Origin of the sequence: Candidatus Pelagibacter sp. Uisw_121 (genome assembly GCF_047722545.1) — a bacterium.
Taxonomy (GTDB): domain Bacteria; phylum Pseudomonadota; class Alphaproteobacteria; order Pelagibacterales; family Pelagibacteraceae; genus Pelagibacter.
On the sequence record NZ_CP159816.1, the window covers coordinates 479,621 to 493,418 of the forward strand.

The window sequence follows — 13,798 nt, forward strand, 5'->3', positions numbered from 1 at the left end:
AGAGAATCAACTTATGACAACAAACTTATTAGATCAAATGAATACTCTTGTACCAATGGTAGTTGAGCAATCAAATAAAGGTGAAAGAGCTTATGATATTTATTCAAGACTTCTTAAAGAGAGAATTATTTTTTTAGTAGGACCAATTAACGATAACGTAGCATCATTAGTTACAGCTCAACTGTTATTTTTAGAGTCTGAAGATCCCAAGAAAGAAATTAATTTATATATTAATAGTCCTGGTGGGCTAGTGACGGCAGGTCTTGGAATTTATGATACCATGCAATACATTAAGCCAGATGTTTCAACATTGTGTATCGGGCAAGCAGCATCAATGGGTTCATTTTTATTAGCTGCAGGTAAAAAAGGTAAAAGGTTTTCTTTACCAAATTCTAGAATTATGGTCCACCAACCCTCGGCTGGTTTTCAAGGACAGGCAACTGATATAGAGATCCATGCCAATGAAGTTATGGATTTAAAGAAAAGACTTAATGAAATTTACTCAAAACACACTGGAAAATCAGTTGATGATGTGAAGAAAGCACTAGAACGTGATAACTTTATGAAGCCAGATACTGCAAAAGAGTTTGGTTTGATTGACGCAGTAGTCGAAAATAGATCTTAATACACTATATCTTGACACCCCACTAAACTGATACTTGATTAGTAAGAGTCATCTATATTAAAGTATCCTAAATGATTCGTTTATAAATTTATGACAACAAATAATAAAAATATTCTTTACTGTTCTTTTTGCGGCAAGAGCCAGCATGAAGTTAGAAAACTTATTGCAGGTCCAACTGTATTTATATGTGATGAGTGTGTTGAGCTATGTATGGATATCATCAAAGAAGAAAGCAAAGATACATTTGTTAAACATCAAGATGGATTACCACCACCAAAAGAAATTTGTGCTGTATTAGATGATTATGTTATTGGTCAGCCTCACGCAAAAAAAGTTTTATCGGTTGCTGTTCATAATCATTATAAGAGACTTAATTATGAGAGTAAGACAAGTAAGGCAGTTGAGCTTTCAAAATCAAATATTCTTTTAGTTGGTCCAACTGGTTGTGGAAAAACTTTATTAGCTCAAACATTAGCAAGAATTCTTGATGTTCCATTTACAATGGCAGATGCAACTACTTTAACAGAGGCAGGTTACGTTGGTGAAGATGTTGAAAATATAATCTTAAAATTATTACAAGCTGCTGATTACAATGTTGAAAAAGCACAACGTGGAATTGTATATATAGATGAAGTAGATAAGATTAGTAGAAAGTCAGAAAACCCATCTATTACTAGAGATGTATCAGGAGAAGGTGTGCAGCAAGCACTATTAAAAATTATGGAAGGCACAGTAGCAAGCGTTCCACCTCAAGGAGGTAGAAAACACCCTCAGCAAGAGTTTTTACAAGTAGACACCACTAACATTTTGTTTATTTGTGGAGGAGCATTTGCTGGCTTAGATAAAATAATATCTCAAAGAGACAAAGGTACTTCAATTGGATTTGGTGCTAATGTTAAAAAAACAGATGATAAAAAAACTGGTGAGTGGATGAAAACTTTAGAACCTGAAGATTTGTTAAAGTATGGCTTAATCCCAGAGTTTATTGGTAGGTTGCCGATGATAGCAACATTAGAAGATCTTGATGAAAAATCTTTAATTAAAATATTACAAGAACCAAAAAATTCTCTAATTAAGCAATATCAAGAATTATTTAAACTAGATGGAGCCAAGTTAAGCTTTAAAGAAAATGCAATTAAAGAGATTGCGCAAAAAGCAATTAATAAGAAAACTGGTGCTAGAGGCCTTAGATCAATTTTAGAAAATATTTTGTTAAAAACAATGTACGATCTTCCAAGTCAAGACAATGTTGAGGAAGTTATTGTAGATGCTAGTGCGGCCAAAGGTCTATCTCAACCAATCATAGTTCATTCAAAGAATAGTAGCAAAACTAAGACTGACAAAACTTCAGCTGCTTAATTTCACGTTAATAAGTAATAAATAGCTATTGCAATATCATATTTAATATCCATATTTAGATCATGGATGTTAAAATTGAACGACCTTTATTACCGTTAAGAGATATCGTTGTTTTTCCAAATATGGTCATTCCTTTATTTGTAGGTAGAGATAAATCTATTGCTGCTTTAAATGAAGTTATGAAAAAGGACAAAAAAATTGTTCTTGTTACCCAAAAAAATTCAGAAATAGATGATCCCAAAAAAACTGATGTCTTTATATATGGTTGTGAAGGTAATATTTTACAATTATTAAAATTACCAGATGGCACAGTAAAAGTTTTAGTTGAAGGAAGCAAAAGAGTTAAAATCTTAGATTTTAAAGACAATGAGAAATTTATCGTTTGCGAATATGCTCATCACCATGATGTGATAACTAAAGATGAAGACTTAATACCATTAGCGATGACTGCTGTAAGAAGACTAGAAAAACTAACTTCAATTAATAAAAGAATATCAAGTGAAACAATTAATAATATTAAAAAATTAACTAACCCATCACACATTGCTGATAATATTGCGTCTCACATAACGGCTACAATTTCAGAGAAACAACAAATTTTCGAAACTATAGATGTTAAGAAAAGACTTAATTCTATAATTAAAATAATGGAAAATGAAACTAGCATTATTGGGGTTGAAAAAAGAATTAGAGGTAGGGTTAAAACTCAAATGGAAAAAACTCAAAGAGAATATTATTTAAACGAGCAACTTAAAGCTATTCAAAAAGAATTAGGCGAAATTGAAGATGGAAAAGATGAGACATCAAGTTTAAATAAATTAATTATTAAAGCAAAAATGCCAAAAGATGTAGAAAAGAAATGTATGGCTGAGCTTAAAAAATTAAAAAATATGAGTCCAATGTCTGCTGAGGCCACTGTTGTTAGAAATTATCTTGATTGGATGACAGATTTACCTTGGTACAAAAAAGACCAGGCTGATATTGATCTTAAAAAAGCACTTGCAGTTCTTGATGCTGATCATTTTGGTTTAGAAAAAGTTAAAGAGAGAATTATTGAATTTTTAGCAGTTCAAAAAAGAATGGAAAAAATTAAAGGCCCAATTTTATGCTTAGTTGGTCCTCCAGGTGTTGGTAAAACATCATTAGGAAAATCTATTGCTAAAGCTACTAATAGAGAATTTGTAAGAGTTTCTGTTGGTGGTATGAGAGATGAGGCTGAAATAAGAGGTCATAGAAGAACTTATATTGGTTCTTTACCTGGTAAAATTATTCAAATGATGAAAAAAGCAGGAACTAAAAATCCACTTATTCTTCTTGATGAAATAGATAAAATTGGAAATGATTATAGAGGTGATCCATCTTCTGCTTTATTAGAAGCATTGGATCCAGAACAAAACGCTACATTTAATGATCATTATTTAGAAGTTGATTATGACTTATCTGATGTGATGTTTGTAACTACAGCTAATACTTTAAATATCCTACCACCATTATTAGACAGAATGGAGGTAATTAGATTGGCTGGTTACACTGAAGATGAAAAAATTAACATTGCAAATAAGTATTTGCTTCCTAAACAAGTTAAAGACAATGGGGTCAAAGAAAATGAAATGACTTTATCTAAGGATATAATTAAAGAAATTATTCAAAGTTATACAAAAGAGTCTGGTGTAAGAAATTTAGAAAGAGAAATTTCAAAAGTAGCTAGAAAAGTTGTTAAAAAAGTAGTTTCAGGTGAAGAGAAAGAAGTTAAAATTGATTTAAAAAATTTAACAGATTATTTAGGAATTCAGAAATTTAAATTTGGTGAACTTGAAAGTGAAGACAAAATTGGTGTTGTCACAGGTTTAGCATGGACTGAATACGGTGGGGAAATTCTTAAAATTGAAACTGTTATAATGCCTGGAAAAGGTAGAATGCAAATTACTGGTAAACTAGGAGATGTGATGCAAGAATTTATCAAGGCTGCAAAATCTTTTATTAGATCTAAAAGTTTAGATTATGGAATTATCCCACCTTTATTTGAAAAAAAAGATTTTCATATTCATGTTCCAGAAGGAGCAACACCTAAAGACGGGCCATCTGCGGGGATTGGAATGGTTACTTCAATAGTATCTGCAATCACAAATAACCCCGTCAGAAGAGATGTTGCGATGACAGGTGAGGTTACATTAACAGGTCAAGTATTACCAATTGGCGGTTTAAAAGAAAAATTATTAGCAGCACATAGAGCTGGAATAAAGCAAGTTATAATTCCTAAGGAAAATGAAAAAGACCTTATTGATATGCCTAAAAAAATTATTGATGATATAAAAATTACTCCAGTTGAACATGCTGATGAAGTACTAAAAATAGCTTTAACTAAAGAATTAAAAAGAGTTGAGTGGGTTGAGGTTGAGAAAATTTCTCAATCTAATGATAAATCTCAAGCTAGTATTCAATAATTACCAATTTACATTATCTATTCCTTGATGTAATAGTAGCGCTTGTTTTGGGCGGTTAGCTCAGTTGGTAGAGCATCTCGTTTACACCGAGGGGGTCAAAGGTTCGAGTCCTTTACTGCCCACCAAAACAACTAAAGTGGGGGTGTAGCTCAGTTGGTTAGAGCGATCGCCTGTCACGCGATAGGTCGAGGGTTCGAGTCCCTTCACTCCCGCCACTTTTCCTTATTATTTAAGGTTTATATTATTTAAAATGTGACGTAAGTACCCTTCAACATGATATAAAAACTGCTATATAGACTCAGATGCTTTCAGAATTTTTAAAAGATTACCTGCCAATTATTATATTTTTGATTATTGCTCTTGGTCTGAGTTGTGCTTTTGTTGTTGTAAATTTAATACTTTCACCAAAACATCCTGACCCTGAAAAGTTATCTGCTTATGAATGTGGTTTTGAGCCATTTGAAGATTCTAGAATGGAATTTGATGTTAGGTTTTATTTAGTAGCAATCCTGTTTATAATTTTTGATCTTGAGATTGCTTTTCTTTTTCCGTGGGCGATCTCACTAGGTAATATTGGTGGTCTTGGCTTTATTTCAATGATGATCTTTTTATTTATTCTTACAATTGGATTTATTTACGAGTGGAAAAAAGGTGCACTAGATTGGGAATAAAATTTTAAATTATGAACTTAGAAGATAAAAATAAAGACATTCCAGAAGAGTTTAAGCAGCTTTCTGAAGACTTTAGTAAAAATGGTTTTATAACAACTTCTCTTGATAATTTAATAAATTGGTCAAGAGCTGGATCGTTACACTGGATGACCTTTGGTTTAGCCTGCTGTGCTGTTGAAATGATGCAAACAGCAATGCCAAGATACGATTTAGAAAGATTTGGTGCTGCACCAAGAGGTTCACCAAGACAATCTGATGTTATGATTGTAGCTGGAACCTTAACCAATAAAATGGCACCGGCGTTAAGAAAGGTTTATGATCAAATGCCTGAACCGAGATATGTTATTTCGATGGGAAGTTGTGCAAATGGTGGTGGTTATTATCACTATTCTTATTCTGTAGTTCGTGGTTGTGATAAAATAGTCCCTGTAGATATTTATGTACCAGGTTGTCCACCATCAGCTGAAGCATTACTTTATGGTATTATGCAGTTACAAAAAAAAATTAGGAACAAAGGATCTTTTGAAAGATAATTTATATGCAAAATTTGATAGATCTTGAAAAAAAAATTAACTCAGAGCTTACAACTAAGATTAAAAAAACTGAGATTAGGCATGAGCAATTATATATTAATATTGATAATGAAGATTTGACAGATGTTACGTTATTTATAAAAAGTAATGAAAACACAAAATTTAGACAATTAATTGATATTACTGTTGTTGATTATCCTGAAAATGCTCAACGTTTTAAGATTGTGTATTTATTTTTAAGTCATGAGTTTAATCAAAGAATTATATTGAGTTATCTAATAAATGAAAATGAAGTTATATCATCATTGACACCTATTTATCCTACAGCAAATTGGATGGAGAGAGAAGTTTTTGATATGTATGGTGTTAAATTTAAAGACCACCCAGATATGAGAAGAATACTCACTGATTATGGTTTTGAAGGACATCCTTTAAGAAAAGATTTTCCTTTAACTGGTCATACTGAAGTTAGATATAGCGAAGATCAAAAAAAAGTTATTAGTGAACCAGTTAAGTTAGAACAAAATTATAGAAATTTTGATTACGAAAGTCCTTGGGAGGGAACCAAATATATTAAAGATCAAACTAACCATGAAAATGACAAAAAAGATTAAAACACTAAATTTAAATTTTGGACCTCAACATCCTGCAGCTCATGGAGTCTTAAGATTAATTTTAGAATTAGACGGTGAAGTCGTTGAAAAAGCAGATCCACATATTGGGCTTCTTCACCGAGGAACTGAAAAACTAATAGAAAATAAAACGTATATGCAAGCAGTCCCATATTTCGACAGACTTGATTATGTTGCACCAATGAATCAAGAACATGCTTTTGCTTTAGCTATAGAAAAAATATTAAAGATAAATGTTCCAATTAGAGCTCAACTAATTAGAGTAATGTTTTGTGAAATAGGAAGAATATTAAGTCATATATTAAATGTTACAACTCAAGCGCTTGATGTGGGTGCTTTAACTCCATCTCTATGGGGCTTTGAAGAGCGTGAAACATTAATGACATTCTATGAAAGAGCATCTGGTTCAAGGTTACATGCTAATTATTTTAGAGCTGGTGGTGTTCATCAGGATTTACCTATGGGTCTTGAAGAAGATATAGGTAAATTTTGTTTATCATTTCCTAAGATAATAGATGATCTTGAAACATTATTGACTGATAACAGAATATTTAAACAACGAAATGTTGATATAGGAATTGTAACCAAAGAAGATGCGTTAGATTATTCATTTAGTGGAGTTATGATTAGAGGATCAGGAGTTCCTTGGGATTTAAGAAAATCACAACCCTACGATTGTTATGAACAATTAGAATTCAAAATTCCAGTGGGAAAAAATGGAGATTGCTTTGATAGATATTTATGTCGAATTGAAGAAATGAGAGAAAGTGTTTCAATAATAAAACAATGCTTAAGTAAAATGGAAAAAGGACCCATTAAATCATTAGATGGAAAAATTAGTCCTCCACCTAAAAAAGATATTAAGCAATCTATGGAGGCTTTAATTCATCACTTTAAATTATTTACTGAAGGTTATCGTGTTGATAAAGATGAAATTTATACTGCAGTTGAAGCACCAAAAGGAGAATTTGGTGTTTATTTAATTTCTGATGGAACTAGTAAACCTTACAAATGTAAAATTAGAGCTCCAGGCTTTTCACATCTACAAGCAATGGATTATTTAATTAAAGGACACATGTTAGCTGATGTGCCTGCTGTCTTAGGTTCATTAGACATTGTTTTTGGTGAGGTTGACAGATAATGAGTTTAAGAAAACCTGCAAAAGAACAACCTGAAAAATTTGAATTTACAGCAGATAGTCTAGCTGCTGCAAAAGAAATAGTTTCTAAATACCCAGAAGGAAAACAACAAAGCGCTGTAATGGCATTATTGTATATTGTTCAAAAACAAAATGATAACTGGATACCACTTGCAGCTATGAAATATATTGGAAAGTTTTTAGATATGCCTTATATAAAAGTCTATGAGGTAGCTACCTTTTATTCAATGTATAACTTATCTCCAGTTGGAAAACACTTTATTCAAGTTTGCACAACTACACCATGCATGATTAGAGGAGCTTATAAACTTGTTGAGGCATGCAAAGAAAAAATTTCAGAAAATGAAGGCGAGTTATCTGTCGATAAATCATGTTCTTGGATGGAAGTTGAATGTTTGGGAGCATGCGTTAATGCCCCAATGATGCAAATTAATGATGACTATTATGAAGATCTTGATAAAGAAAAAACTTTAAAAATTCTAGATGTGATACTTGATGGTAAGACGCCAAAACCAGGATCATATAGAGGAAGAATTAATAATGAACCTGAGAATAACAGAAAAACACTTTTGGATTTAAAAAATGCTTAAAGATAAAGATAGAATATTTCAAAACCTATATAATGACAATGGTACAGATGTTGAGTCTTCGAAAAATAGAGGTGATTGGGTAGATACTACTGAAATAATAAAAAAAGGTAGAGAATGGATTATAGACGAAGTTAAATCATCGGAATTAAGAGGAAGAGGTGGGGCTGGATTTCCTACAGGACTTAAATGGTCTTTTGCCCCTAAAGAGCTTGGTTCTAGACCTCACTATCTAGTTATAAATGGTGATGAATCTGAGCCAGGTACGTGTAAGGATCGTGATATTTTAAGGTTTGAACCTCATAAATTAATTGAAGGATGTTTGATTGCTGCCTACGCAGTTCAGGCTCACGTTTGCTATATTTATATACGTGGTGAATATTTTATGGATGGGCAAAAACTACAAAAGGCAATTGATGAAGCATATGAAAAAAAACTAATAGGAAAAAATGCTTCTGGCACTGGTTGGGATTTAGATATTTATATTCACTATGGAGCAGGTGCTTATATATGTGGTGAAGAAACTGCACTTCTAGAAAGTATTGAGGGTAAAAAAGGTCAGCCAAGATTAAAACCTCCTTTTCCAGCATTAATAGGATTATATGGATGTCCAACAATAATTAATAACGTGGAAACTATAGCTGTTATTCCAACGATTTTGAGAAAAGGTGGCAAATGGTTTGCTTCATTAGGTAAAGCAAAAAATACAGGAACTAAAATATTTTGTATATCTGGAAATGTTAATAAACCATGTAACGTTGAAGAAGAAATGAGTATATCTCTTAAAGAATTAATCGAAGTTCATGCTGGTGGAGTAATTGGTGGATGGGAAAATTTACAAGCTGTTATACCCGGTGGATCTTCTATGCCTATTATACCAAAAAAAACATGTGAAACTTTAACTATGGATTTTGATTCACTTGTTGCGGAAAAAAGTGGTTTAGGAACTGCGGGAATTGTTGTTATAAATAATGACCAAGATATTATCAAGTGTATGGCAAGAATTGCCCGATTTTACAAACATGAAAGTTGTGGACAGTGCACACCATGTAGAGAGGGCTCTGGATGGATGTGGAGAATGTTAGAAAGAATGGCTAAAGGAGAGGCTTCTAAAGATGAAGTTGAAATGCTGGGTGATGTTACAAATCAAATTGCTGGTCATACTATTTGTGCTTTTGGCGAGGGGTCTTCATGGCCTGTTCAAGGTTTATTAAGACATTTTAGAAAAGAAATTGAAAAAAGAAACAATATTGAACCAACAATAAAAAAACTTAATGAAGTTCCTTATTTAGTTGATCAACATTTATTGGATAAAAAAAATGCCTAAATTAAAAGTTAACAATATTGAAGTTGATGTTGAAGATGGCTTAACAGTCTTACAAGCTTGTGAAAAAGCTGGGGTTGAAATTCCAAGATTTTGTTATCATGAAAAGCTTTCAATTGCTGGAAATTGTAGAATGTGTTTAGTTGAAATGGAAAAATCTCCAAAACCAGTTGCATCATGTGCAATGCCTGCTGCTGAAGGTATGAATATTAAAACAAATACTGAATTTGTTGAAAAAGCAAGAAAAGGTGTAATGGAATTTTTGCTTGCAAATCACCCATTAGATTGCCCTGTATGTGATCAAGGTGGTGAATGCGATCTTCAAGACCAATCAATGTTTTATGGAGTAGATAAATCTAGATTTAAAGAAAATAAAAGGCAAGTTCCTGAAAAAAATATGGGTCCTTTAATTAAAACTCAAATGACTAGATGTATCCATTGCACTAGATGTGTTAGGTTTGCTACAGAAGTTGCAGGTGTACCAGAAATTGGTGCAATAGGACGTGGTGAAGATATGCAAATAACTACTTATCTTGAGCAATCAATGCAATCAGAACTATCAGCCAATGTTGTTGATTTGTGTCCAGTTGGAGCTTTAACATCTAAACCATATGTTTTTGAAGCAAGGCCTTGGGAGCTAAAAAAAACAGAATCTATTGATGTCATGGATGCTATTGGATCCAATATTAGGGTTGATACCTATGGATGGGAAGTAAAAAGAATTTTGCCAAGAATAAACGAAGATATTAATGAAGAATGGATTTCTGACAAAACAAGACATGCATGTGATGGTTTATCTAATCAAAGATTAGATACACCCTATATTAAATATAATGGAAAATTTGAAAAAGCATCATGGTCTGAAGTTTTTAATATAATTAAATCTAGATTTAATAATACCGATAAAGAAAAAATTTGTGGATTAACTGGTGACTTGGTGAACATGGAAACACTTTATATATTTAAAGAATTTTTTAATAAAACATTAGGTTCTCAAAATATAGAATCTAGGAACGACCATTCTTATTTAAACCCAGAAAAAAGAGAAAATTATTTATTTAATTCATTAATTAATGGAATTGAAGAAGCTGATTTTATTTTCCTTTTAGGGACAAATCCTAGATTTGAAGCAACAATTTTAAATGCTCGAATTAGAAAAGCTTATCTTCAAAATAAAACTAAAATTATTGCTTTGAATGAAATGGGTGACCTAACATTTCCATATCAGTCTTTAGATGGAAATACTGAAACTATTAAAAAAATCATTGAGGGTAAACATAAGGTTTCTGATTTAATAAAACAAGCAAAGAGGCCTATGGTTATAATTGGTCAATCTGCATTAAAAAGTAAATCGTCAAAATACATTTTTGAGTCAATCAAGAAATTTTTAGAAGAAAACAATAAACTTTTTATTGATTGGAATGCTTTAAATGTCATCTCTGAAAACGCATCTACGGTAGGTGCATTTGACCTTGGGATATATAAAACTACTAATGGTGACAATGAAGTTTTGAAAGACTTGGAAGCTCACAAATTTGAAATTATTTATCTTTTAGGTTTAGATACTATCAATTTTGAGAAAAAAAATGAGTTTATTATCTATCAAGGCTCTCATGGTGATAAAGGAGCAGAAATGGCAGACATCATATTACCAGGAGCTGCCTACACAGAACAAAATGGCTACTTTACGAATTTAGAAGGTAAATTACAAAAAGCTTACAAAGCATCTTACCCACCTGAACTTGCAAAAGAGGACTGGTTAATAATAAATGAACTTGCGGAATCTATGAATCATAGAAAACTATTTAATGATAAAGATGAATTGGATAGTAGTTTAATCAACCAAATCAATCTACATATTGAAAAAAATGCTACTTTAAAATCATCCAATGTTAAAGAATTAATTTTTCAAAATGAAGTGATAAAAATAGATAGTGATTATTATTATTCAAACGTAATAGCCAGAGCCTCAAAAACTATGCATGAATGTAGAAATTTAAAAGTTGATTTAAAATCTAAAGGCACAGAAGGTTAATTTATGGAGTATCTTAATATAATTTTTTCACAAACTTATAAAATATTATTTTTACTTGTGCCCGTTTTAGTTTCTGTCGCTATGGTTGTATGGCTTGATCGTCGTGTTTGGGCATTTGTACAAAAAAGGCAGGGACCTAATGTTGTTGGACCCTTTGGTTTACTTCAGTCTTTAGCTGATGCATTAAAGTATATTTTTAAAGAAGTTATAATTCCCTCAAGTTCAAATAAAGTGATTTTTATATTGGCACCAATTGTTACCATGACTTTGGCTTTAGTTTCGTGGGCTGTTATTCCCTTCAGTGCAACTCAAGTGTTAGCAGATATAAATGTAGGTATTCTTTATTTATTTGCTGTTTCCTCTTTAGGTGTTTATGGAATTATTATGGGGGGATGGGCCTCAAATTCAAAATATCCTTTTTTGGGTGCCATTAGATCTGCTGCGCAAATGGTTTCCTACGAAGTGTCAATTGGAGTTATTATTATTAATGTTTTACTTTGTGTTGGTTCTTTAAATTTGAACGACATAGTTATGGCTCAGGAAAATTTATGGTTTGTAATTCCATTATTTCCAATGTTTGTTATTTTCTTTATTTCTGCTTTAGCAGAAACTAATAGACCACCATTTGATTTACCAGAAGCAGAAGCAGAACTTGTTGCAGGTTATCAAACAGAATATTCGGGCATGATGTATGCAATGTTCTGGCTTGGAGAATACGCAAATATTCTTTTGATGTGTGCTATGGGATCTGTTCTTTTTTTAGGTGGGTGGTTATCACCTGTAGATCTTTATCCATTTAACATAATACCAGGTGTAATTTGGATGATATTTAAAATATTATTCTTATTTATTTTGTTTGCCTTAGTTAAAGCTATTGTTCCAAGATACAGATATGATCAATTAATGAGACTTGGATGGAAAATATTTTTACCATTATCATTAACATGGGTAGTTCTTACTGCTAGCTATTTGTTCTACTTCAATTTATTACCAGTGAATTAATTATGAAAATTTCAAGAATATTTAAAACAATCTTTTTATTAGATTTTTTAGGTGGCCTAAACATTGCTATCAAAGAAATATTTAAATCAAAAAAAACAATAAATTATCCTTTTGAAAAAGGAAAAATAAGCCCAAGATTTAGAGGTGAGCATGCTTTAAGAAGATACTCTAACGGTGAAGAAAGATGTATTGCATGTAAATTATGTGAAGCTGTTTGTCCTGCACAAGCGATAACAATTGAGTCTTCAGAAAGAGCTGATGGTAGTAGAAAAACTACAAGATATGACATCGATATGATGAAGTGTATTTATTGTGGTCTTTGTGAAGAGTCCTGTCCAGTAGATGCCATTGTTCAAGGACCAAATTTTGAATTTTCAACAGAAACTAGAGAAGAGCTTTATTATAATAAAGAAAAATTGCTCGATAATGGAGACAGATGGGAAAATATTTTAGCAGCCAATATTAAAGCTGATAACTCTCACAGATAATTATGTTAGCGCATGCTATATTTTTTTATACATTTTCATTCATAGCAATAGTTTCTGCTATAATGGTAACAGTATCTAAAAACACTGTTCATTCTGTTTTCTTTTTAATTTTAGATTTCATAAGCATTTCATGCCTATTTATAATGATTGGTGCTGAATTTTTAGGAATGATCATGTTGATCATTTATGTGGGAGCTGTTGCTGTTTTATTTTTATTTGTAGTCATGATGTTAAATGTAGCCCAACAAAAAAATCAGTGGTTCAGTGCAGAGAAAAGTTCAAAACATATACCCATTGGATTAATAGTTAGTGTGATAATATTTTTTGAATTGATAATAGTAATTGGTGGATGGAAATATAAACCTGATCTTGTCTCAGCTATGTCTTTAACAATTGATAAAGATATTACCAATACTCATTCAATCGGTTACGTTTTATACACAGATTACATTCATGTTTTTCAATTAAGTGGAATGATTTTATTAGTTGCAATGATTGGTGCTATTGTCCTTACATTTAGGCAAAGATCAGGTGTTAAACGACAAAGTTATTTTAGTCAGATATCCCGTGAAAGATCTGATGGTGTTGAAATGATTGATGTCGAAAGTAACAGGGGGGTTAAATCTGATGATTGATATAGGACTTGGTCATTATCTTACATTAGCAGCAATAATTTTTACTATTGGCGTAGTTGGATTATTTTTAAATAGAAAAAACATCATAGTCATACTGATGAGTATTGAACTTATATTACTAGCTGTAAATATTAACTTAGTATCATTTTCAATATTTTTAAATGACATTTCTGGACAAATTTTTACTCTCTTTATATTAACAGTAGCCGCTGCAGAAGCAGCTATAGGTTTAGCAATAATAGTTGTTTATTATCGAAACTCTTCAACAATTAGAGTTGAAGAAATAAATAGTTTGAAGGGATAA

The 13,798-nt window shown here is 31.6% G+C and carries 14 protein-coding genes and 2 tRNA genes; all 16 read left to right on the forward strand.

Translation table 11 applies throughout. The annotated features are described in order from the left end of the window. Nucleotides 1–13: 13 nt before the first annotated feature. The 16 genes from clpP to nuoK all read left to right on the forward strand — a co-directional run bounded on the left by clpP (nt 14) and on the right by nuoK (nt 13,798). Nucleotides 14–625: an ATP-dependent Clp endopeptidase proteolytic subunit ClpP gene (gene clpP / locus ABXT52_RS02490; protein ID WP_415272313.1), complete on the forward strand. Its 612-nt coding sequence runs from the start codon at nt 14–16 to the stop codon at nt 623–625. 90 nt (nt 626–715) lie between these two features. Next, the gene (clpX, locus tag ABXT52_RS02495) at nt 716–1,984 is read left to right on the forward strand and encodes an ATP-dependent Clp protease ATP-binding subunit ClpX (protein WP_415272314.1); all 1,269 of its coding nucleotides are present in this window, start codon (nt 716–718) and stop codon (nt 1,982–1,984) included. 62 nt (nt 1,985–2,046) lie between these two features. Beyond that, the gene (gene lon, locus ABXT52_RS02500) at nt 2,047–4,428 is read left to right on the forward strand and encodes an endopeptidase La (RefSeq protein ID WP_415272315.1); all 2,382 of its coding nucleotides are present in this window, start codon (nt 2,047–2,049) and stop codon (nt 4,426–4,428) included. A gap of 49 nt (nt 4,429–4,477) precedes the next feature. Beyond that, nucleotides 4,478–4,553: transfer RNA gene (locus tag ABXT52_RS02505), tRNA-Val, on the forward strand. A gap of 13 nt (nt 4,554–4,566) precedes the next feature. Beyond that, nucleotides 4,567–4,643 (forward strand) — tRNA-Asp (locus tag ABXT52_RS02510). A gap of 87 nt (nt 4,644–4,730) precedes the next feature. Then, a complete protein-coding gene (locus ABXT52_RS02515) occupies nt 4,731–5,099 on the forward strand; it encodes an NADH-quinone oxidoreductase subunit A (RefSeq protein WP_168606364.1) in 369 nt (122 codons plus the stop codon). 11 nt (nt 5,100–5,110) lie between these two features. Next, a complete protein-coding gene (locus tag ABXT52_RS02520) occupies nt 5,111–5,632 on the forward strand; it encodes a NuoB/complex I 20 kDa subunit family protein (protein WP_415272316.1) in 522 nt (173 codons plus the stop codon). A gap of 5 nt (nt 5,633–5,637) precedes the next feature. Next, nucleotides 5,638–6,246 carry an NADH-quinone oxidoreductase subunit C gene (locus ABXT52_RS02525; protein ID WP_415272317.1) on the forward strand — a complete coding sequence of 203 codons (609 nt, stop codon included), beginning with the start codon at nt 5,638–5,640 and terminating at the stop codon, nt 6,244–6,246. Further along, nucleotides 6,230–7,405, forward strand: a complete 1,176-nt coding sequence (locus ABXT52_RS02530; RefSeq protein WP_415272318.1) for an NADH-quinone oxidoreductase subunit D — start codon at nt 6,230–6,232, stop codon at nt 7,403–7,405. The genes ABXT52_RS02525 and ABXT52_RS02530 overlap by 17 nt, the downstream gene beginning before the upstream one ends. Continuing rightward, the gene (gene nuoE, locus ABXT52_RS02535; protein ID WP_415272319.1) at nt 7,405–8,013 is read left to right on the forward strand and encodes an NADH-quinone oxidoreductase subunit NuoE; all 609 of its coding nucleotides are present in this window, start codon (nt 7,405–7,407) and stop codon (nt 8,011–8,013) included. Before ABXT52_RS02530 ends, nuoE begins: the two co-directional genes overlap by 1 nt. Further along, complete coding sequence (nuoF, locus tag ABXT52_RS02540; RefSeq protein WP_415272320.1) at nt 8,006–9,337, forward strand: NADH-quinone oxidoreductase subunit NuoF; 1,332 nt, start codon at nt 8,006–8,008, stop codon at nt 9,335–9,337. The genes nuoE and nuoF overlap by 8 nt, the downstream gene beginning before the upstream one ends. Beyond that, nucleotides 9,330–11,369: an NADH-quinone oxidoreductase subunit NuoG gene (gene nuoG / locus ABXT52_RS02545; protein ID WP_415272321.1), complete on the forward strand. Its 2,040-nt coding sequence runs from the start codon at nt 9,330–9,332 to the stop codon at nt 11,367–11,369. The genes nuoF and nuoG overlap by 8 nt, the downstream gene beginning before the upstream one ends. Nucleotides 11,370–11,372: 3 nt before the next feature. Then, nucleotides 11,373–12,371 (forward strand): NADH-quinone oxidoreductase subunit NuoH, encoded by a 999-nt coding sequence (gene nuoH, locus ABXT52_RS02550; protein WP_415272322.1) that lies wholly within the window; start codon nt 11,373–11,375, stop codon nt 12,369–12,371. Nucleotides 12,372–12,373: 2 nt separating this feature from the next. Further along, a complete protein-coding gene (gene nuoI, locus ABXT52_RS02555; protein ID WP_415272323.1) occupies nt 12,374–12,859 on the forward strand; it encodes an NADH-quinone oxidoreductase subunit NuoI in 486 nt (161 codons plus the stop codon). 2 nt (nt 12,860–12,861) lie between these two features. Further along, the gene (locus tag ABXT52_RS02560; protein ID WP_415272324.1) at nt 12,862–13,494 is read left to right on the forward strand and encodes an NADH-quinone oxidoreductase subunit J; all 633 of its coding nucleotides are present in this window, start codon (nt 12,862–12,864) and stop codon (nt 13,492–13,494) included. Next, entirely contained in the window at nt 13,490–13,798 is a 309-nt protein-coding gene (gene nuoK / locus ABXT52_RS02565) for an NADH-quinone oxidoreductase subunit NuoK (RefSeq protein WP_415272515.1), read from the forward strand. The genes ABXT52_RS02560 and nuoK overlap by 5 nt, the downstream gene beginning before the upstream one ends.